The sequence below is a fragment of the Mesorhizobium opportunistum WSM2075 genome, assembly GCF_000176035.2.
Taxonomy (GTDB): domain Bacteria; phylum Pseudomonadota; class Alphaproteobacteria; order Rhizobiales; family Rhizobiaceae; genus Mesorhizobium; species Mesorhizobium opportunistum.
In genome coordinates, this window is record NC_015675.1 from 2,872,402 (window position 1) to 2,891,566 (window position 19,165).

Genomic DNA, 19,165 nt, shown 5'->3' on the forward strand with positions numbered 1-19,165 from the left:
GCAGACAAGCTCCAAGACCGTCACCGGCAAAAGGCCGGGACATCCACCAGAGAGGAAAGCAAACATGTACAGGACTATGAAAACACTGATCGGAGCGGCGGCCTGCGCGCTTCTGGCGCTGCCGTCGAACGCGGCCGAGCAGCGCTTCGTCACCATCGGCACCGGCGGAGTCACTGGTGTCTACTACGCCGTCGGTGGTGCCATTTGCCGACTGATGAACAAAGATCGCCAGAAAACCGGTATCCGATGCTCGACCGAATCGACTGGCGGTTCGGTCTTCAACGTGAACTCCATCCAGACCGGCGATCTCGACTTCGGCCTGACCCAGTCGGACGTCCAGTATCAGGCCTACAACGGCACCGGGAATTTCGACGGCAAGCCGTTCAAGGATCTACGCGCCGTATTCTCGGTCCACCCCGAACCCTTCACCGTGCTGGCGCGACCGGATGCCGGGGTCAAGAAATTCGAGGATTTCAAGGGCAAGCGCTTCAATGTCGGCAATCCTGGTTCAGGCACGCGTTCCTCGATGGAGGAACTGCTGAAACAGATGGGCTGGGCGCTCGGCGACTTTTCGCTGGCCGCCGAGCTGAAGGCCGACGAGCAGGGCAGCGCGCTCTGCGACAACAAGATCGACGGCTTCTTCTATGGCGTCGGGCATCCGTCCGCCGCGATCCAGGACCCGACCACGGCATGCGGCGCCAAACTCATTCCGCTGACGGGTCCAGCGGTCGACGCGCTGGTCGCGGCGCATCCCTATTACTCGGTGGCCACGATTCCCGGCGGCATGTATGCCAACAATCCCGATCCGACGACCACGTTTGGCGTACGCGCCACGGTGGTGACAAACGCCAGCACGCCCGATGACGTCGTCTATGAAATGGTCAAGGCGGTGTTCGAGAACTTCGACGACTTCAAGAAGCTGCATCCGGCCTTCGCCAATCTCGACCCGAAGGAGATGGTCAAGGCCGGCCTGTCCGCGCCGCTGCATCCGGGCGCCGAGCGCTACTACAAGGAAAAGGGCTGGATGTAAGCCAACCAATGCGAGGCGCCTGACAGGCGCCTCGCATTGCTATCATAAGAGAAAAAATGAGCGTGGGGAGCGATGACCAATCAAAGCCAGCAGGTGGAAACGCCTGACCAACCCGTCGTCGACATCGACAAGCTCAACGAGATCGTCGCCGAGGCCGACACCGGCGGACGCAAGCCGACCGGCCTTACCGCCAAGCTGATCCTCGGCGTTTCACTGGCCTGGTCGCTGTTCCAGCTCTGGTATGCGTCGCCCATTCCTTTCATGCTCAATTTCGGCGTCGTCAGCGACGGCATTGCCCGTTCAATCCATCTTGCCTTCGCGCTGTTCCTGGCGATGCTGACGTTTCCGGCGTTCAAGGCCTCGTCACGCAGCCGTGTGCCGCTGCCCGATTGGGTGCTCGGCATAGCGGGTGCGGCGGCCGCCCTCTATCTGGTGGTCTTCTACAAGGATATCGCCCAACGGCCGGGTCTTCCGACCACGGCCGATCTTGTCGTCTCGATCGTCGGCGTGCTCATCCTTCTCGAAGCCGCGCGCCGTGCCGTCGGGCCGGCCATCACCGTCATCGCGGCGATCATGCTCGGCTATATCTTCGCCGGTCCCTATCTTCCCGGATTGCTGGCCCACAAGGGAGCCACCTTGCCAAGAGCGGCCTCGCAGATGTGGCTGACCTCCGAAGGCGTGTTCGGCGTCGCGCTTGGCGTTTCGACCAATGTCGTCTTCATGTTCGTGCTGTTTGGCACCTTGCTCGAGCGCGCCGGCGCCGGCGGCTTCTTCATCCAACTCGCCTTCTCGCTACTCGGCAAATATCGCGGTGGTCCGGCCAAGGCCGGTGTGGTGGCATCCGGCCTGACCGGGATGATCTCGGGATCATCGATTGCCAACGTAGTGACGACCGGGACCTTCACCATCCCGCTGATGCGGAGGGTCGGATATACGGCGGTGAAAGCCGGCGCCATCGAATGCGCGGCCGGCGTCAACGGTCAGTTGATGCCTCCGGTGATGGGCGCGGCCGCGTTCCTGATCGCGGAATATGTCGGCATTTCCTATGCCGAGGTGGTCAAGCATGCCTTCTATCCCGCGCTGCTGACCTATGGCTCGCTGTTCTACATCGTCGATATCGAGGCGATGAAGATGGGGCTGAAGGGCCTGCCGTCGAGAAGCACGCATTCGGCATTTCAGGGCGTGCTGCGCGGCCTGATGGGCGTGTGTGGCTTCATCGTCCTCGCAGGTCTTGTCTATTACGGCATTGGCTGGACGAAAATCGTGTTCGGCGCGGCCGCGACCTGGATGATCGGAGCCGCGCTCGTCGCCGTGTATATCGGCTTGGTTGCCTACCGCGCGCGTCATCCCGATCTGCCGCTCGAAGACCTGGAAGGCGAGATCGTCCGGATTCCCCATTTCGGCGAGACGGCGCGCACCGGCCTGCATTTCCTGCTGCCGGTGATCTTGCTGATCTGGTGTCTGATGGTGGAGGAGTTGTCGCCCGGCCTTTCCGCATTCTGGGGCTCGGTCGCCCTGATGGCGCTGATCGTCACGCAGCGGCCGCTGACGGCATTTTTCCGTAAGGAGAGGGCGCTTGGGCCGCACTGGTTTCAAGGTTTTGACGACCTTTTCGGCGGGCTGAGCGCTGCCGCGCGCAACATGACGACGGTCGGTATCGCGACGGCAACCGCCGGCATCATCGTCGGCACCGTGCTGCTGACCGGCATCGGGCTGGTGATGACGGAACTCGTCGAGTTCATCTCGGGCGGCAGCTTCATCATCATGCTGCTCTTCACCGCCGTGATCTGCATCATTCTCGGCATGGGCATGCCGACGACCGCGAGCTATGTCGTCGTCGCCACTTTGATGGCACCGGTGCTCGTCAGTCTCGCGGCGCAGAACGACCTCGCCGTGCCGCTGGTCGCGGTCCACATGTTCGTGTTCTATTTCGGGCTCATGGCGGACGTCACGCCGCCGGTGGGCTTGGCAGCCTATGCCGCGGCGGCGATTTCCGGGGCGGATCCGGTCAAGACCGGCTGGCAAGGCTTCAAGTATGAAATCCGTACCGGCCTGTTGCCGTTCATCTTCATCTTCAACACCGGCCTGCTGATGATCGACCTGGAAGGGCCGTTCGACGTCATCGCCATGGTGGTGACGTCCACATTGGCCATGGTTTCCTTCGTAGCGGCGACGCAGAACTGGATGCTGACCCGCAATCGTTGGTACGAGACGGTCGCGCTGCTTGTGGTCTGCTTCGTACTGTTCAGGCCGGGTTTCGTCCTCGATCAGGTGAGCGAGCCGTACAAGGCAATGCCAGCCTCTGAACTTAGCCATGTGGTCGACGAAACAGCGGACGGAGGTGCTATTCGCCTGCGCCTGACGACGTTGAACATCAATGGCGACGAGATATCGAAGCTAGTGAGGCTACAACTCGGGCCTGGAAATTCATCCGCGGAACGCCTGAAGGCTGCGGGCTTGGATGTCAGTGCGCTCGGCGACAGCGTGACGGTGGGCGTCGTGCGACTGGGCAGCCAGGCGGCCAAATTCGGCCTGCAGCCCGGTGACGAGATCAACCAGGTTCTGGTGCCCGCTGAGCGACCGTCGCGTTACTGGTTCGCGCTTCCCGCCATTCTGCTGTTCGGGTTGATCTTCTGGATACAAAGACGACGTAGCCGCTCGCTTGGCCCGCAAGCCGTGTGAGAATTTTTCGCGCGGCAGGTCTTTCCACTTCATGGCGGTAGAAACTGCTTTTGTATGCTAGTCTAATCCAAGCTTTCGCGAATGGCGGCTTTGCGCCTCATGCACGAACATGAAGTAATCGCGGAAGCGGTGGCCACCTGAGATGTGGCGGCGATGTTCGAACATCTGGCCGGCTGGCTGTCCTCCGATAGGATGAAGAACGGGCTCTCGATCGACACCGGGCCCAGCCACCGAACGGAGGACAGCCATGGAACACTATATCGGTCTCGACGTATCCATGAAAGAGACGGCAATATCGATCCGGCAGAACGGTAAGAGGATTTGGCGGGGCAAGTGCGCGTCCGATCCGCAACTGCTTGCGGCGGTGATCCGCAAGCGCGCACCGCATGTCCGGCGGGTCGTGTTCGAAACGGGGCCGCTGTCGGTGTGGTTCTACCATGCGTTGACGGCAGAGGGCCTGCCGGTGATCTGCATCGACGCGCGGCATGCCAAAGCCGCGCTCGACATGGCCGCGAACAAGACCGATGCGAACGATGCCGATGGCCTGGCACATCTGGCCGAGGTCGGCTTCTACCGAGAGGTCCGGGTCAAAGGTTTCGACAGCATGCTGATCCGCACGCTGATCACCGCACGGCGCCAACTTCTTAAGATGCGTTTGCAGATATCCAATCAAATCCGTGGGTTGATGAAGACGTTCGGCCTTGTCGTGCCCAAGGGCGCCGGAAGCGTGTTCGAACGCAACGTTCGCGACCTTCTGCAGGGTGAAGAAAAGCTGGCGCGCATTGTTGTGCCAATGCTTCAGGCATGGAGTGGTATCCGATACCAAATCGCAGAGCTGAGCAAGCAGCTGGCCGCGACGGCGCGTGAGGACCAGCACTGCCGTCTGCTCATGTCAGTGCCCGGTGTAGGCACCGTCACAGCCACTGCCTTTGCCGCAGCGGTGGAGGATCCGGCCAACTTCAGGAACTCGCGCGCCGTGGGCGCATGGGTAGGCCTGACCCCGAGGCGCTACCAGTCCGGCGAGGTCGATAATGATGGTCATATCTCGCGCCGTGGCGACAATCAGTTGCGCGGACTGCTATATGAGGCGGCCGCGGTTATCCTGAACCGGTCGACGGATACCAGCAGCCTGCGAACCTGGGCGTTGGAGCTGAAAGATCGGATCGGCTTCAAGCGAGCGGCCGTAGCGTTGGCGCGCAAGCTGGCGGTGATCATGCATGCGATGCTTCGGACGGGCGAGCTGTTTGATCCGCACGGAGGAACGCAAGCCGCTGTCTGATACCTCGGTCGCTCGCCTGCGACGATTCCGCCATACCATTCCACCAACAGCGTTCTTACAGACGCATCAAGCTGTCCCTGCCGGGACGTGGCTGAGATCATTCCGCGAAGCGGGAAGCAACTGCCTCGGTAAGCAGATTGCGCAACGAACATAGGAAGATCTCACCTGCGAAACTCATCCTGCGGCGATCATCGCGTCGACCGCGTAGACGACCCTGTACCCGGCATTCGGACGAACGAGAATCGACAGAAAGGACGACGGCCTTGCACTCACCCCCTTGACGGTCGAGCGATTAGACGACCCGCTTCGCGGGAGGGGCGCCTCATTCTGAGATGGTACGACAAGCATTGGTCTTGAGCTGGTAGAAGCTGCGATCCGACCATGGGGTTCCTTCAACGAGAGGAACTTGCCATGGATACTCTGTCGACCGATGCACCGATCACGCCGCTTCGCCAGCGCATGCAGCCAGATATGCTCATGCGGGGTCTAGGGCCCCATACCCAGCAGGACTACGTTCGTCACGTCCGGCGCTTCGCAGCCTTCCTCCGTCGCTCTCCCGATACTGCGACGCCCGAGGACATCCGTCGCTTCCAGTTGTATCAGCATGAGAACGGCGTCGGGCCTGCGACCATCAACGGCGCGGTCTCAGCGTTGCGGTTCCTGTTCCTGGCGACGCTGAAGCGGCGGGATCTGGCACGTGTGCTGGTGATCATGCGCTATCCACGCAAGCTGCCGGACGTGCTGAGCGTGGAGGAAGCGGCGCGGCTGCTCGAGGCAGCACCAGGCATCAAGTAAAAGGCTGCGCTCGGCGTCGCCTATGGCGCGGGCCTGCGCGTGTCCGAGGTCGCGCACCTGAAGGTCGACGACATCGACTCGACACGCATGCTCATCCGGGTCGAACAGGGCAAAGGACGCAAGGATCGCAACGCCATGCTCTCGCCGCAGCTCTTGGAACTGCTGCGGCTGTGGTGGCGCGAAGGTAGGCGTCGCGGGGTGATGCTTCCGCATGGCTGGCTGTTCCCGGGGCGCAGTTGCACCGATCCGATCTCGTCGCGTCAACTGCATCGCGCGGTTCAGGAAGCGGCCGAAGTCGCCGGCATTCGCAAGCGCGTCAGCCCGCATACGCTGCGGCACAGCTTCGCCACCCATCTGCTCGAGCAGGATGTCGACATCCGCGTCATCCAGGTCCTGCTCGGGCACAGCAAGCTCGAAACGACAGCGCTCTACACCAAAGTCTCGACCCCGACGATCCACGCGGTCGCAGGGCCGCTCGACAGGCTGATGGCTCTCATGGAAGGCAAGACGCCTCCCGGTTGAACCGGTGCGCGCGGACCTGGAAGTCGCCGATATCTTCCGTGCTGCAGGTCCCGGGTACCGGGTCGCCCATGCAAGGCACCTGAGCCTGCAGCATCTCAATGTCATGTCGGCGATCGAGAACTGCCGCACGGCAGTCACGTCGAGGCCTGTGAGGACTGCGGCCAGTGGCGGATCGCCTACAACAGCTGCCGCAACCGGCACTGTCCCAAGTGCCAGGGCGCGGCCGCGCGGACATGGCTCGCCGAGCGGGAAGCCGACCTGCTGCCGGTCGGCTACTTCCATGTCGTGTTCACGCTGCCGGCCGAAGTCGCCGACATCGCCTCCCACAACAAGGCGATGGTCTACGACCTGCTGTTCCGCGCGGCGTCGGAGACGATGCTGACGATCGCGGCGGATCCCAAGCACCTCGGCGCGCGCATCGCATCACCGCCGTGCTCCACATATGGGGCTCGGCAATGACGCATCATCCCCATGTCCACATGATCGTGCCGGGCGGTGGCATCGCCCTCGACGGGACCCGCTGGGTCTCCTCGCGCCCGGCCTTCCTCCTTCCGGTGCGCGTGCTCGGCAAGCTGTTCCGCCGCCTGTTCCTCGCCCGGCGGATCGCACTGCGCGTGCCTATCGCGCCTGGACGGACACATTCAAGACACTGCAAGGCGCAAGCCAGTAGACATCACAAAAGCCCGGCCTGATCGTTCGTCGCCGGGATCTCCTCGTCCATTCGTCAATGACGGAATCCAAGGATTTCGTTCAACGCCGCGTCCCCCTATCAAATCCTTGAGAAGGGAAGGATGCGGATGAAGCCGGACACATCGCAGTGGCGTGACCCACAAGCATATGCGTTCGTTAAAGGGGCCGCCGCCGATGCGATTGCTTGGGAGTTCCTGCGACGCAATCCCCAGTATCAGGAGGACTTCGCGGCCTCCCGCTCCGCCAAGGCGATGCGCGCATTACGCAAGCGCTGGGGGTTGCAGTTTCGCCGCCAGGCCTGACCAATCCGCAGTCGAGCAGCCCGTCTATTGGGCGCCTCAGATCGACCCTGGCGTTGTGAACCTGGTCGAAGTTCCGCCGGATCTGCGAGCGCGGGAGGTCAGCGCCCTCGACGTTCCGCTGGCCGTAGGCCAGCGCGATGAAGTCGGCCTTCACGTGCGCAGTTCGCCGGGCGGAACGCAACTGGCGCTTCTCGGCGATGCGCAGCCCGGCGAACCGCTGGCCGTCATCATCCCGCTCGACGACATGGCGCACGACCGGCTCCAGGCGATCGAGCGGTTCATCCGCTCGATCCACAGGCAACACCTTCCCGACCCCCGCTTAACCGCGGCACAGCGCCGACGCCTTGGCCATATGCTACAATGCCTTGACGGCCGTGAGGAGCAGGCATCTCATTTTGAAGTCGCAACCGCCTTGTTCGGCCGGCGGCTGGTTAGCGACGCCGACTGGCACGACTCGGCTTTTCGTTACCAGACGTATCGCCTCGTGCGCGACGGGCTGAGGATGGTCGAGCGCGACTACCGCCAATTGTTGCGCGCGCGAAGGCGCCTTTCGTGAAGGGGGTTTCATCCGCCACATGGTCCACTTACTGCTATCTGCAGGCGTGCGATCCTGCAGTGAACGGCGGCCATGCGCCCAATATCGGCCAGTGACGCGCGAGTTCCTGCTGCTTGGAAGCGGAGGTGGCCGGAGCAGGTCGCCGCACCAAAGACAGCTATGCAAAATACGAGGCCGAACTCACCGTCCGGCCCCGCATTCATGTGTCGCGGGAGGAAATCGCGACACACCTGTGCTCCGTTGGCCTGGTGCAGCAAGCCTAGGGCGCGTTACGGCTTCAGGCGGCGGTGCTGATCTTGCCGGGCTCGAGAATCGATTTGACCTTGCCGGCGACCGCGAGCCCCAGATCGGCGTTGTTGGCGGCGGTGAAATGGATGCCGTCGACCCCGTCCGTGGTGACGAAATCGCCGGCGTTCAGGAAGTCGATCTTCATGAAATTCGCCATCGCCTTGTACTGTTTGGCCAGATCCCTGGACTTTTCATGGCCGCCGCCAAACATGCCTTCGAACCATGGATCAGGCATCGGCGTCAGCGGCGGCGGTGCGATGACCAGCGCCTTCGGCGCCGGGTAAGGCGTGCCGATGCCGCCGGCGCTGGTCAGGATCTGACCAACCAGTTTCGCCATTCCATTGGCGATCTCGTAAGGCGTCCGGCGGAAATAGGACTTGGTGTCGTTGGTGCCGAGCATCACGATGACCAGGTCCAGCGGCATGTGGCTGGCGATGGCCGAGGGCAGATAATTGGCCCCGTTCAGGCGTGGATCGTTCGGATCGTCGAGGCAGGTCGTGCGCGCGCTCAGGCCTTCTTCGATGATGTAATAGCCCGCTCCCAGCGCCGCAGCCATCACGCCGGTCCAGCGCTGCTCAAAGGGGTAGCGGTGGGTCGGCGATCCCTCCTTCACCGGCACCCAGCCCCAGGTCAGTGAATCGCCGTAGCACATGATGTTTTTTGGTGGTGACATCCATGTTTCTCCATTTTGCAGTGATTTGAACCGCGCGGTTTTGTCGACCGCCGCTGCCGGCTTGCCTCTTGCCGTTTCAGGTCAGGGGTTTCGCACGCGCACTCCGTAGAAGATCGCCGCGCCGAGGATGATGACGCCCTGGGCGATGAGCTTGCCGGGCTCGTCGATGCCAAGCACCGTCATCACCACGAACAAAAGCGCAAAGCACAGCGCCCCGAAGAAAGGGCCCCAGACGCCGCCGTCGCCGCGACCGAAGACGACTCCGCCCAGGATTGTTGCCGCGACAGCGAGGATCGGCAGATCGAGCCCAACCCGGACGCTGCCGACGGCAATCGAGCCTGTCTGCACCAGGGCCGCGATCGCCGCGATCAGGCCGGCGAGCGTGTGCGCCACGATGACGCTGCGCTGGACCGGCACGCCGGAAAAATGCGCGGCTTCGGCATTCTCCCCGACCGAGGCGACATAGCGGCCAAACACGGTCTGCGACAGCAGAAACGAGACCGCGGCGGTCAGCAGGATCCAGAACAGGACCGGCGTCGGAACCGACAGGAATTTCGTGTTGTAGAGATCGTTGAACAGTTTCGGCACGTCGCCGGGGGGATTTCCACTCGACAGGAACTGCACCAACCCGACCAGGATGATGCTGACGGCCAGCGTAACGATGACGGCCGACACCCGCCGGTTGCCGATCATGAAGCCGTTGAACAGGCCGATGACGAGCCCACTGGCGAGCGCCAACACGATGAAGAAGGGCATCGACGCGCCAGGGAAACTGCCCGACGAGATGAAATAGTTGATCAAGAGGATGACCCCACCGCCGGACAGGTCGATCGACTTGACCCGTATGACGATGAGCTGCCCCAGCACCAGGATGCCGAGCGGAACGATCTGCCTGACGAAGATGCCCATCACGTTGAGATTGAGCATGTTCGGCCGCGCGATCCACAGCGTAGCCAGAAGCACGATGAAGACAAAGTATGACGGCGGTATGCGAAGCAGTCGCCGGGCGATCGGGTTTGCGAGAGCCATCGCTCAGAGCCCCATCTTCTTGCGGGATTGCAGCCCGACCACCGCCAGCAGGATGCCGCCCTTGATCGCGGTCTGCACAAACGGCGAGACGTTGGCGAGGTTCATGCCATTGGCCAGCAGCGCCATGACCAGCGCGCCGATCACCGTTCCGTGCAGGCTGCCTATGCCGCCTGAGAGCTGGGTGCCTCCAAGGGCGACGGCGGTGACGGTGTCGAGCTCGAACAGCAGCCCGACATTCGGATCGCCCGATACGATGCGACCGGCCAGGAAGACACCGGCAACGGCCGCGAAACAGGAACAGACCACATAGGCGAGGACGATGTTGCGGCGGTCGTAGACGCCAAAATTGCGGGCAGCACTCTCAGCCCCCGAAGCAATGCCGCCGCCAATCGCAAACAGATGCAGCCCGTATCGCGATCCGTAGAGCAGCTTCCACGCCGCCAGGATCACGACGATGCCCCAGAAAACCGGATAGGGAATACCAAGGAAACTGCCTGAAACTGCAGAGATGACGATCTCCGGCACGGTGCCGCCGGACACGGGCCGCAAGATGCGCGTAATGCCGAGCACGATGTACTGCGTCGACAGCGTCGCGATGATCGGATGGACGTTGAAACGGGTGATCGCCAGGCCGTTGATCAGCCCGATAATTGCGGCCAGCACGAAGACCGCGGGGATCAGCACAATGACCGGCTGGTCCAGAGCCAGCACCGCCGTGGTGAAACTGATGACCGAGCCGACGGACAGGTCAAGCCCGCCGATGAGCACGACGACCAGCTGTCCGATCGCCGCGATGATCAGCGGCATCGCCTGGGCGACCAGGTTGAAGAGGTTTTCGGTCGTGGCGAACTGCGTCGTCTCGATGGTCAGCCACAGCGAAATGAGCAAGGCGACCAGGAGCGGCAGGCCCCACAGGCCTTGCCGTGTGTTCCGGCCACTCAGGATGTTGATCAGCGAACGAACCATGGATGCCCCTAATTCCGGCGCGCGGAGCCGCCCGTGAGGGCCGCGTCGAGGATCTTGTGCTCTGTCGCCTGCGCCGCCGGCATTTCGGCAACGATGGTGTCGTCATGCACGACGTAGATGCGGTCGCAGAGCCCGATCAGCTCGATCGTCTCGCGCGACAGCACCAGCACGGCACCGCCCTTGCGGGTGAAATCGCGCAGCAGGTGGTAGATCTCGGACTTGGCACCGACGTCGACGCCACGGGTCGGCTCCTCCACCAGCAGCAGATCGAGATCCGCGGCCAGGTAGCGGCCGAGCAGAACCTTCTGCTGGTTGCCGCCCGACAGGGAGCCGACCGGAGCCGATGGACCTGCCGCCTTTATGTTCATGACCTGCATCATGCCGGCGATGACGCTCCGGTATGGTCGCGCCAGCGCCAGTTCGGATCGCGTCGAATGCAATCCGATGGCGATGTTGTGGGCGATCGGCAAAGCGAGAAAGAGCCCCTCTTCCTTGCGGTCCTCGGGAACGAAGCCGACCTTCAGCTGCTGCAAATGGCGGACGCCCGTCGACTCAGAAAGTGGCATCTTAAGCGCTTTGCCATTGATGGAAATCGTCCCGCCGAAGGGATGGTAGCGGCCGATCAGCGATCGAAGGAAGCGCTGCTGGCCTTGCCCTTCCAGCCCGGCCAAGGCGACGATCTCGCCCTTGTGCAATGTCAGCGACAGCACCTGCGATGTCTCGGTGATCTTGAGGTTTTCGACGCGCAGAATCTCGTCGCCTTTGTCATCAGTGCGATCAGGAAAGAGGTCCTGGAGTTCGCGTCCGACCATCATGGCGATGAGTTCGTCGGTGGTGATCTCGGACACCATTCTGGTGCCGACCAGCGCGCCGTCCTTCAGCACCGTCACCGTGTCGCACAGCTCGAAGATCTCCTCCATGCGATGCGAGATGTAGACGATTGCCTTTCCCTTATCGCGCAGCCGGCGGATGTTGCGGTTGAGAGCGTCGACATCGGCCGCATTGAGCGCTGCCGTCGGCTCGTCGAGAATGAGCATGCTGGCGTCGGCCTGGATGCAATGCGCGATCTCGACGAATTGCCGCTCGGCTATAGACAGGTTGGAAACGAGTTGCGACGGTTCGAGCGTGAGGCCGAGCTCGCCAAGCGCCTTGGCCGTCTGGCTGTTCATCATAGAGTAGTCGATCGCGCCGAACCTTGTCGTCGGTTCGCGGCCGAGAAACATGTTCTCGGCGATCGACAGATTGGGGAGCAGCGAATGCTCCTGGAAAACGGTCGAGATGCCGGCGTCCAACGCGTCGCGCGGCGATTTCAGATCGAGCTTTTGCCCGTTCATGAAGATTTCCCCGGTATCGGGCTGATGCACGCCCGCGAGAATCTTCATCAACGTTGATTTCCCGGCGCCATTCTCCCCCATCAGGGCATGAACGCTACCCGCCTTGAGATCGAGGGAAACGGAGTGAAGCGCCTTGCTACCTCCGAATGCCTTCGAAATGTGGGACATCTCAATAAGACTGGTCACAGAACCCTCGAACAAACCGGCTACGACAGATGGAGCGGCCGGCGGGGAATGGGTGTCCACTCCCCGCCAGTCACGGCTTTCGCCGTCACTTCTTGCCGTAATATTCCTTGAGCTTGTCCTCGGGCAGTTCGCTTGGCCACCAGACGTTTGCGGTCAGGTCGTCGCGATAGTATTTTTTGGCCTTGTCCTTGTCCCAGCCGTCGGGGTTGTACACATAGCGCTTGTAGAGCTGCTGACCCTCGAGCAGAGCGACAGCGGCGCGCACGCCGGCCGCACCCTGGGCGGGGCTGTATTCCGGCGAGATCGACTTGAATCCATCCGTGATCCACTGGCCGAAATAGCCGTTGTTGCCCTCCCCCGAAATCGGCGGAATGGGCGTGCCGAACTGCTTGAAGACATCGACGCAGGCACGCGTCATATCGGCGCCGGACGACCAGATGCCGTCGACCTGCGGATTGTTCAAATAGAGCGTCTCGCACAGCTTCTTGGCCTTGTCATACTGCCAGTCGCCATGCTCCTCGGCGATGATCTTCACATGCGTGCCCTTGAGCGATTCCAGGAGGCCGTTGTAGCGGTTGGTGTCTTCCGGATGGCCGGCCAGGCCACGCAGAACCCAGATCTTGCCGTTGTCGCCGACGGTCTTCACCAGCCAGTCGCCCATCACCTTGCCGAAATGCTCGGCGCCGCCCTGGATTTCGGTGGTGTAGGCATCGGAATCGATGCGGCCGGTGTGCAGAATGACCGGGATGCCGGCGGCGACTGCCTTGGCTATGCTGGCATTGGCCGACGTGCTGGTCACCGGCTGGACGATGATCGCGTCGACATGCTGCGCGATCAGGTCCTCGATGTCGGCCACCTGCTTCTTCTGGTCGAAGCCTGCATCGAGCAGGATGAATTTCGAGATGCGCTTGTCCTTTGCCGCGGCATTCTCGGCCTCATGCGCCACCTGAACCGTCCAAGTGTTCGCGTTCACGCCGAAGTCGCTCATTCCGATGACCCAGGGAGGGTCCTTCTTGAACGCGCCGGCCGCGGTCATGCGCATGTCGTCGGCGCGTGGCGTCACGCCGTCCATCAGCTTGACATCTTCCGCATGCGCCAGGGGCGTCACGGCAAGCGCAGATGCAACGAGCACTCCCAGACCGACGGTTTTTAGCAGTCCTAACATTGAATTCTCCTCCTTGTGGTTGCCCCGGCCGAACGAATGCGTACGGCCGCGAGACGCTCTCCCAATGCATGCTCGTCGTCGCAAACCGACCGATGCACGCAATTCTCCCGCCCCCGAACACAGGCGTGTCCAGGCCCAACCAAGGCTGGACGATGATGACGGTCGAGAACTCCTCCGCGCACTTTAGAAGCACAGCGGATTCAGCGTGTCAATAGTTAGTCATGTTGAATGACTATTCCCTTGCTTGCCTTTCGCCGCTCCTCTATCCATCATGAAGGGCGCTCGTCTGCATCGGCGCGCAGTCAGTCCCGGCGGGAAAAAACATGCGTTCAGTCTTGTGCTACGGCGACTCCAACACACACGGCCAGATCCCCGGAAGGGGGCCGCTCGAGCGCTACGGTCCCGATGATCGCTGGCCCGGGATACTGCGTGCTCAGTTGGGGCCCGACTGGTATGTCATCGAGGAAGGATTGAGCGGCCGGACCACCGTCCACGACGATCCGATCGAGGGTGCCCACAAGAATGGCCGAACCTATCTTCGCCCTTGTCTGCAGAGCCATGCGACGCTCGACCTCGTCATCATCATGCTCGGCACCAACGACCTGAAGATCCGCTTCAACAAGCCGCCGTCGGAAGTGGCTATGGGCATCGGCTGCCTGGTCTATGATATCAAGGAGCTGGCGCCCGGCCCGGGCGGCACCACGCCCGAAATCATGATCGTGGCGCCGCCGCCGATGCAGGACGACGTCAAGGAATGGAAGTCGATCTTCGCCGGCGCGCCAGAGAAATCGCGACTGCTCGCGCTCGAGTTCGAGGTTTTGGCGGACTCGCTCGAACTCCACTTTTTCGATGCGGGTTCGGTGGTGTCCTGCAGCGAAGCGGACGGGTTTCATATCGATGCGGAAGCTCACAGACTGCTTGGCACGGCGCTCGCCCGCGCGGTGGATGCCATCGGCTGGAGTCGCTCGACATGAGCTATCGCACCACCGCTAGGCACCGTGTTCTTACCGACGGAGCGAGCTTTGCCTGACATGAGATTCGCACCACCCAATCCATTGCGCATCGCTGATCGTGCGAGCGGATTGAATGCGCTGAGTGTGCGCAGCTACAACGAGCGTCTGGTGCTGTCCCTGCTGCTTCAGAACGTGGGCATATCGCGGATGGAAATCGGCGAGAAGACCGGCCTGTCGGCGCAGACGGCCTCGGTCATCGTCCGTTCGCTCGAGCAGGAGGGCCTAGTCTCCCAGGGCGAGGCGCAGCGCGGCCGCGTCGGGCCGCCGACGAAACCGCTTTCGCTCAACCCGGAGGGCGCCTATGCGGTTGGCGTCGGCTTCAGCAGACGGCGGATTGACATCGCTCTGATCGACTTCATCGGCACTGTGCGTTTCCACAAGCAGTTGCCGGCGGAGGAGGCCAACCCGTTTCCACAAAGCATCGATTTGCTGGAAACGATCAAGGAAGCGATGACGAGCTTGCCGGTTGCGGCGCGCAGCCGGATCGCCGGCATCGGGCTGGCCGTTCCCGACGAGGTCGATGCTTTGGCTGCAACCCGCAACGGGTCGAGCACCTCGCTCAAGGCCTTGCAGGGGGAGATCGAAGAGCAGATCAAGCTGCCGGTTTTCGTGCAGAACGACATCACCGCGGCGGCCGGCGGCGAAAGCATGTTCGGCGTCGCCAAGCCGCTGAACGACTATCTGTTCTTCTATCTCGGAGCACGGCTGCAGAGCAGACTCATCCTCAACCACCAGATCTACAAGGGAAACTCCAGCACAAGCTTCGATCATGGCCTGATGCGCCTGGAAAACGCACTGAGCGCGCGCGGGCAGTCGTCCGGGGTCATCTGGAGCAGCAGCCCGCAATGGCCCGACCTCGGGGAAGCCTACAGCGAATGGCTAGGTGAGTGTTCCAACCGCCTGAAAGCGTCGATCTCCGCGCTGACCCAGTTTGTCGAGTTCAAAACCGTCGTGCTGTCCAGCTACGCGCCCCGGAAGATCGCCGAAGCATTGTGCGCGCATATCGGCCAGGAATTCGCCACCATTGAAGCCTTGCCGGCACGCGTCACCATCAGCCCGAAAGCCGTTGGAGCAGCGAGCCTACCATTCAGCTCAAGATTCATGATTCAATGACTGGGACGTTATCCCTGATTGGGACGTTATCCGTCTTACGAGAGTCTGCTGTCGATTTTTAGCATGCAATAACCTGCCGGCGTCGCTTACGGCCCCAAACAGCACCTTCGTCGTGTGGGGTCGTGCGCTTGGAACCGGATGGGCAGGGGCTTTGATGCGGGTCAAGCATTGTAGGCTGACATCTTGGCGAACCAGTCCGCATCGGCTCTGCACCGACGCCGCCATTGCCCCCATGTCTCTGTTCACGTAGCGCACCAACGACCTCTCGAACGGGCTGATCTGGCCGAAGGACGGCTGAAGCCTCGACCGCCTATGCCGCAATGGCGCGTCGCGCGTTTCTTCCCCTGGGCAAAGCCCATTCCTCGCGAAACCAAGAAACGCGCACCTGCGCCATCCTCCGCTTTGCTGCGGTCGCAAGCGATGCGGCGGCGGTCGCCTTTGGCCCCGCGATCGCCATCGAGGTCGCATGGTGCGGGCTCGGAAACGAGAAAACGGAGACTGAAAATGGCTACCATCGGCACCTTCAAGAAGACCAATGCGAACGAGTTCACCGGCGAGATCGTCACCCTCAGCGTCCAGGCCAAGGGCGTGCGCATCGTCCCCGATTCCCGGGCCAGCGGCGAGAACGCTCCAAGCCACCGCGTGGTGGTCGGCAAAGCCGAAATCGGCGCCGCCTGGTCCAAGCGCTCCAACGAGGGCCGCGACTATCTCGGGCTCAAGCTCGACGATCCGAGCTTCACCGCTCCGATCTACGCCAACCTCTTCGCCGACGAGGAAGGCGAGGGCCACAGCCTCATCTGGTCGCGCCCCAACCGCCGCAACGGCGAGTGAACTGGCAGACGCCTCGCCCCGAACCGGGCGAGGCGTCTTCTGCCGGTGACCGCAGAAGCGTTCCGCGCCGCCGGCTGCCATCACCGGGCTCCCTGTCATCCGATGCTTTGTTTGATGTACGATGGCGTGGAGATGGTTGAGCGCGGCTATCACAATTGCTGCGCGCGCCGGCGCGACTGCCTGAAGGTCTTTTGGCGGTGCGAAATAGCGCCCTTCAATTGCGCACCTGATCACCGTCCCCACGCTCCTCCATCCTGGCCATCGATCGCCGTTCAATCGCGACGACCCCAAGGAGACACCTCATGAACACCGACGCCGCGCCATTGCCGCCGCGCTACCTGCGCACTTCGGAAGCTGCGCATTTCCTCAGTCTTTCTGCGCGTACGCTGGAAAAGCACCGCACTTATGGGACCGGGCCAGCCTATCGCAAACTCGGCGGCCGCGTCGTCTACGCCGTCGATGACCTCCAGGCCTGGGTGCAGCGCGGCGCGATGATGTCGACATCCGATCCGCATGGCTCGGTGCTGCCCGCCAAGCCTCAAGCCGCCCGCCTGATCGCCTATGCCGGGCGCGAAAGGCGCTAAGCTCGCTGGTCTCCCCTATGTCGGCACGACCACGTCAACCGTCGGAACGCGGGCAGCTTGATCTGTTCCACGCGCTGCCCGGTGTCGTCGCCCCACGCGATGCGCAGGATCTCATGGCCTATCCCTTCTTCTCACTTGCCAAATCCAGGCGCATCGCGCCGATCGACTTTCGCGCCGGCGATGTGGCGATCCGTGTCGAAGCGATGCCCGACCACGGCATGGCGACGATCTGGGATGCCGATATCCTGATCTGGGCCGCGAGCCAGATCGTCAGCGCGCGGGACGCCGGATTGCGCACGTCGCGGCTGATGGCCGCCACGCCATACGAAATGCTCACCTTCGTCGGCCGCGGTGTCTCGAAGCGAGACTATCTGCGCCTCAAGGCCGCGCTCGATCGCCTGCAGGCGACAAGCGTCGTTACTTCCATTCGCCAGCCCACCGAGGGCCGGCGCCATCGCTTCTCGTGGATCAATGAATGGCAGGAGCGCTTCGATCGGAACGGCCGGCCGCTCGGCGTCGAATTGATTTTGCCGGATTGGTTCTATCGCGCCGTTATGGACGATGCGCTCATCCTGACGATTGACCGTGCCTATTTCGCACTGACGGGTGGGCTGGATCGCTGGCTCTACCGGCTGGTGCGCAAGCACGGCGGGCGCCAGCGCGCTGGCTGGCGTTTCGACATCCGGCACCTGCATCAAAAGTCCGGCAGCCTCTCGCCGCTCAAGCGCTTCGCCTTCGAGCTGCGTGACATCGTGCGCCGCCAACCGTTGCCGGGATATCTGCTGTTCACGGAAGTCGAAGCCAGCGGCCGTGTGCTGCTGGCTTTCGAACCGGCGCCCGCGCCGGTTGACAGGATCGTGCCATCGGGAACCCGAACTATCGTGCCATCGGGAACCGCATCCTCGTGCTTTCGGGAACCGCGATCGGCCGTAAGGGACGGGCTAGCAACGGAAAATCGCGCTCTTAACTTAGAGTCTAACTCTCAATCTAACAGTCTTGCGCGCCAGACGCGGACTGATGGTTGGGACGAGAAGCGGCGGTGCGTTGGCCGGTGCCAAGGAGACGATACATGACGTCGTCTCCCCAATCGACGCTGCGCGGCGACCTCACGACGGTCGAGCTGATCTGGATCGAGAAGCGGATCGAGCATCGTATCCGGTTCGGACATTCATCCCATGAGACGATCATCGACAAGCGGCGCCGCGTCGTCGGATTTGCGCCAGGCAGTGTCTTTGCGTTCGTGCGCTGGGCGGCCAATGACTTCGGCACTGTCGTTTCGCGCATCGACATCGTGCGCGCGGTCTTGCTCGCTGAACCTTATCAGACGCTGCCTTACGTCAGGCCAGGCGGCGAGATCCTGCTCAAGATCGCAGGCTGGGACAACGTTGAGCGGGTTCTCCAACGGATCGATGCGATCGATGCGATCGGTCTCGACCCGGCCGAAGCCGCACCGGACTATTGGCGTCAGGCCCACAACCGTCTCATTGCCGGCGCAACGCCGCGTGCCTATTCGCTCGAGCAGCACCGGGCCTTTCTGCTGCGCAAGCGAGCGACGCCATGAGCCGCGTCGCTTGCACGGTCGCAGCACTTGCGGGCGTGGTCGCCACGGTCGCCCCGGCTGTCGTCGCGAAGCCGCCGCTGCTGCTGTGGAATGCATCAGCCAGCGCGCCTCTTGGGCTCTATGCGATCAGGAAAATGGTCGTGCCAACGGCCGGCGCGCTCGCTGTCATCGCACCGCCAGACAAGGTCGCCCGGTTCGCCGCCAGGCGTGGCTACCTTCCGCTCGGCGTGCCGATGCTGAAGCACATCGAGGGCCTTCCCGGGAGCCAAGTCTGCCGTCTCGGTCGCGTCATCACGGTGAACGGGCTCGCCGTGGGTGCTGCATTGGCGCGCGACCACAAGGGGCGCGCGCTGCCGGAATGGCAGGGCTGCCGCATCGTCGCCGCCGCCGAAATCTTCGTCATGAACCGGAAGGTCGGGGACAGTCTCGACGGCCGCTATTTTGGCCCGTTCCCGGCGAGCTCGATCGTCGGAGCCGCGCTGCCGCTTTGGACCGACGAGAGGGGTGATGGCCACTACACCTGGCTCGCTCCGGTGAACTGAAATTCAGCCCAGCCAACAAGAGAA

At 62.5% G+C, this 19,165-nt stretch carries 17 protein-coding genes and 2 pseudogenes; 14 read left to right on the top strand and 5 right to left on the bottom strand.

All coding sequences use genetic code 11. The annotated features are described in order from the left end of the window. Positions 1–76 precede the first annotated feature (76 nt). The 7 genes and pseudogenes from MESOP_RS13750 to MESOP_RS13780 all read left to right on the top strand — a co-directional run bounded on the left by MESOP_RS13750 (position 77) and on the right by MESOP_RS13780 (position 7,856). The gene (locus MESOP_RS13750) at positions 77–1,030 is read left to right on the top strand and encodes a TAXI family TRAP transporter solute-binding subunit (protein WP_049802361.1); all 954 of its coding nucleotides are present in this window, start codon (positions 77–79) and stop codon (positions 1,028–1,030) included. 72 nt (positions 1,031–1,102) lie between these two features. After that, positions 1,103–3,712 carry a TRAP transporter permease gene (locus MESOP_RS13755; protein ID WP_013893922.1) on the top strand — a complete coding sequence of 870 codons (2,610 nt, stop codon included), beginning with the start codon at positions 1,103–1,105 and terminating at the stop codon, positions 3,710–3,712. 247 nt (positions 3,713–3,959) lie between these two features. After that, on the top strand, positions 3,960–4,991 hold the full coding sequence (locus tag MESOP_RS13760) for an IS110 family RNA-guided transposase (RefSeq protein ID WP_013891550.1): 1,032 nt from the start codon (positions 3,960–3,962) through the stop codon (positions 4,989–4,991). A 411-nt stretch (positions 4,992–5,402) separates the two neighbouring features. Beyond that, a pseudogene (locus MESOP_RS13765) lies at positions 5,403–6,308 on the top strand (tyrosine-type recombinase/integrase). Between the two features lie 4 nt (positions 6,309–6,312). Next, a pseudogene (locus tag MESOP_RS13770) lies at positions 6,313–6,907 on the top strand (IS91 family transposase); the annotation flags it as partial. A gap of 198 nt (positions 6,908–7,105) precedes the next feature. After that, positions 7,106–7,300, top strand: coding sequence for a transcriptional regulator domain-containing protein (locus MESOP_RS13775; protein ID WP_013893923.1), 195 nt, complete (start codon positions 7,106–7,108; stop codon positions 7,298–7,300). Between the two features lie 55 nt (positions 7,301–7,355). Continuing rightward, positions 7,356–7,856 (top strand): DUF2285 domain-containing protein, encoded by a 501-nt coding sequence (locus tag MESOP_RS13780; RefSeq protein WP_013893924.1) that lies wholly within the window; start codon positions 7,356–7,358, stop codon positions 7,854–7,856. 277 nt (positions 7,857–8,133) lie between these two features. Here MESOP_RS13780 and MESOP_RS13785 read toward each other — a convergent pair whose 3' ends face one another. The 5 genes from MESOP_RS13785 to MESOP_RS13805 all read right to left on the bottom strand — a co-directional run bounded on the left by MESOP_RS13785 (position 8,134) and on the right by MESOP_RS13805 (position 13,497). Further along, positions 8,134–8,817 carry an SGNH/GDSL hydrolase family protein gene (locus MESOP_RS13785; protein ID WP_013893925.1) on the bottom strand — a complete coding sequence of 228 codons (684 nt, stop codon included), beginning with the start codon at positions 8,815–8,817 and terminating at the stop codon, positions 8,134–8,136. 81 nt (positions 8,818–8,898) lie between these two features. Further along, entirely contained in the window at positions 8,899–9,846 is a 948-nt protein-coding gene (locus tag MESOP_RS13790; protein ID WP_013893926.1) for an ABC transporter permease, read from the bottom strand. A gap of 3 nt (positions 9,847–9,849) precedes the next feature. After that, positions 9,850–10,812, bottom strand: a complete 963-nt coding sequence (locus MESOP_RS13795; protein ID WP_013893927.1) for an ABC transporter permease — start codon at positions 10,810–10,812, stop codon at positions 9,850–9,852. An 8-nt stretch (positions 10,813–10,820) separates the two neighbouring features. Beyond that, positions 10,821–12,332, bottom strand: a complete 1,512-nt coding sequence (locus MESOP_RS13800; protein WP_013893928.1) for a sugar ABC transporter ATP-binding protein — start codon at positions 12,330–12,332, stop codon at positions 10,821–10,823. An 85-nt stretch (positions 12,333–12,417) separates the two neighbouring features. After that, positions 12,418–13,497: a substrate-binding domain-containing protein gene (locus tag MESOP_RS13805; protein ID WP_013893929.1), complete on the bottom strand. Its 1,080-nt coding sequence runs from the start codon at positions 13,495–13,497 to the stop codon at positions 12,418–12,420. A 323-nt stretch (positions 13,498–13,820) separates the two neighbouring features. Here MESOP_RS13805 and MESOP_RS13810 point away from each other — a divergent pair, with 323 nt between their 5' ends. From MESOP_RS13810 to MESOP_RS13840, 7 genes are all read left to right on the top strand, one after another. Continuing rightward, complete coding sequence (locus tag MESOP_RS13810; protein ID WP_013893930.1) at positions 13,821–14,471, top strand: SGNH/GDSL hydrolase family protein; 651 nt, start codon at positions 13,821–13,823, stop codon at positions 14,469–14,471. A gap of 81 nt (positions 14,472–14,552) precedes the next feature. Next, the gene (locus tag MESOP_RS13815; protein WP_245265089.1) at positions 14,553–15,623 is read left to right on the top strand and encodes an ROK family transcriptional regulator; all 1,071 of its coding nucleotides are present in this window, start codon (positions 14,553–14,555) and stop codon (positions 15,621–15,623) included. 504 nt (positions 15,624–16,127) lie between these two features. Then, positions 16,128–16,454: a DUF736 domain-containing protein gene (locus tag MESOP_RS13820; RefSeq protein WP_013893932.1), complete on the top strand. Its 327-nt coding sequence runs from the start codon at positions 16,128–16,130 to the stop codon at positions 16,452–16,454. Between the two features lie 302 nt (positions 16,455–16,756). Further along, positions 16,757–17,038, top strand: coding sequence for a helix-turn-helix transcriptional regulator (locus MESOP_RS13825; RefSeq protein ID WP_013893933.1), 282 nt, complete (start codon positions 16,757–16,759; stop codon positions 17,036–17,038). Positions 17,039–17,055: 17 nt separating this feature from the next. After that, positions 17,056–18,111 carry a replication initiator protein A gene (locus MESOP_RS13830; protein WP_013893934.1) on the top strand — a complete coding sequence of 352 codons (1,056 nt, stop codon included), beginning with the start codon at positions 17,056–17,058 and terminating at the stop codon, positions 18,109–18,111. Beyond that, on the top strand, positions 18,108–18,599 hold the full coding sequence (locus MESOP_RS13835) for a DUF2840 domain-containing protein (protein ID WP_013893935.1): 492 nt from the start codon (positions 18,108–18,110) through the stop codon (positions 18,597–18,599). The genes MESOP_RS13830 and MESOP_RS13835 overlap by 4 nt, the downstream gene beginning before the upstream one ends. After that, entirely contained in the window at positions 18,596–19,141 is a 546-nt protein-coding gene (locus tag MESOP_RS13840) for a S26 family signal peptidase (protein WP_013893936.1), read from the top strand. The genes MESOP_RS13835 and MESOP_RS13840 overlap by 4 nt, the downstream gene beginning before the upstream one ends. The last annotated feature ends 24 nt before the right edge of the window (positions 19,142–19,165 follow it).

Excerpts from the sequence above, each read along its gene's own strand:
- MESOP_RS13805 (WP_013893929.1), bottom strand. The coding sequence starts at position 13,497 with ATGTTAGGACTGCTAAAAACCGTCGGTCTGGGAGTGCTCGTTGCATCT.
- MESOP_RS13825 (WP_013893933.1), top strand. The coding sequence starts at position 16,757 with ATGAACACCGACGCCGCGCCATTGCCGCCGCGCTACCTGCGCACTTCG.
- MESOP_RS13785 (WP_013893925.1), bottom strand. The coding sequence starts at position 8,817 with ATGTCACCACCAAAAAACATCATGTGCTACGGCGATTCACTGACCTGG.
- MESOP_RS13795 (WP_013893927.1), bottom strand. The coding sequence starts at position 10,812 with ATGGTTCGTTCGCTGATCAACATCCTGAGTGGCCGGAACACACGGCAA.
- MESOP_RS13750 (WP_049802361.1), top strand. The coding sequence starts at position 77 with ATGAAAACACTGATCGGAGCGGCGGCCTGCGCGCTTCTGGCGCTGCCG.
- MESOP_RS13835 (WP_013893935.1), top strand. The coding sequence starts at position 18,108 with ATGACGTCGTCTCCCCAATCGACGCTGCGCGGCGACCTCACGACGGTC.
- MESOP_RS13755 (WP_013893922.1), top strand. The coding sequence starts at position 1,103 with ATGACCAATCAAAGCCAGCAGGTGGAAACGCCTGACCAACCCGTCGTC.
- MESOP_RS13760 (WP_013891550.1), top strand. The coding sequence starts at position 3,960 with ATGGAACACTATATCGGTCTCGACGTATCCATGAAAGAGACGGCAATA.
- MESOP_RS13830 (WP_013893934.1), top strand. The coding sequence starts at position 17,056 with ATGTCGGCACGACCACGTCAACCGTCGGAACGCGGGCAGCTTGATCTG.
- MESOP_RS13810 (WP_013893930.1), top strand. The coding sequence starts at position 13,821 with ATGCGTTCAGTCTTGTGCTACGGCGACTCCAACACACACGGCCAGATC.
- MESOP_RS13840 (WP_013893936.1), top strand. The coding sequence starts at position 18,596 with ATGAGCCGCGTCGCTTGCACGGTCGCAGCACTTGCGGGCGTGGTCGCC.
- MESOP_RS13790 (WP_013893926.1), bottom strand. The coding sequence starts at position 9,846 with ATGGCTCTCGCAAACCCGATCGCCCGGCGACTGCTTCGCATACCGCCG.
- MESOP_RS13820 (WP_013893932.1), top strand. The coding sequence starts at position 16,128 with ATGGCTACCATCGGCACCTTCAAGAAGACCAATGCGAACGAGTTCACC.
- MESOP_RS13775 (WP_013893923.1), top strand. The coding sequence starts at position 7,106 with ATGAAGCCGGACACATCGCAGTGGCGTGACCCACAAGCATATGCGTTC.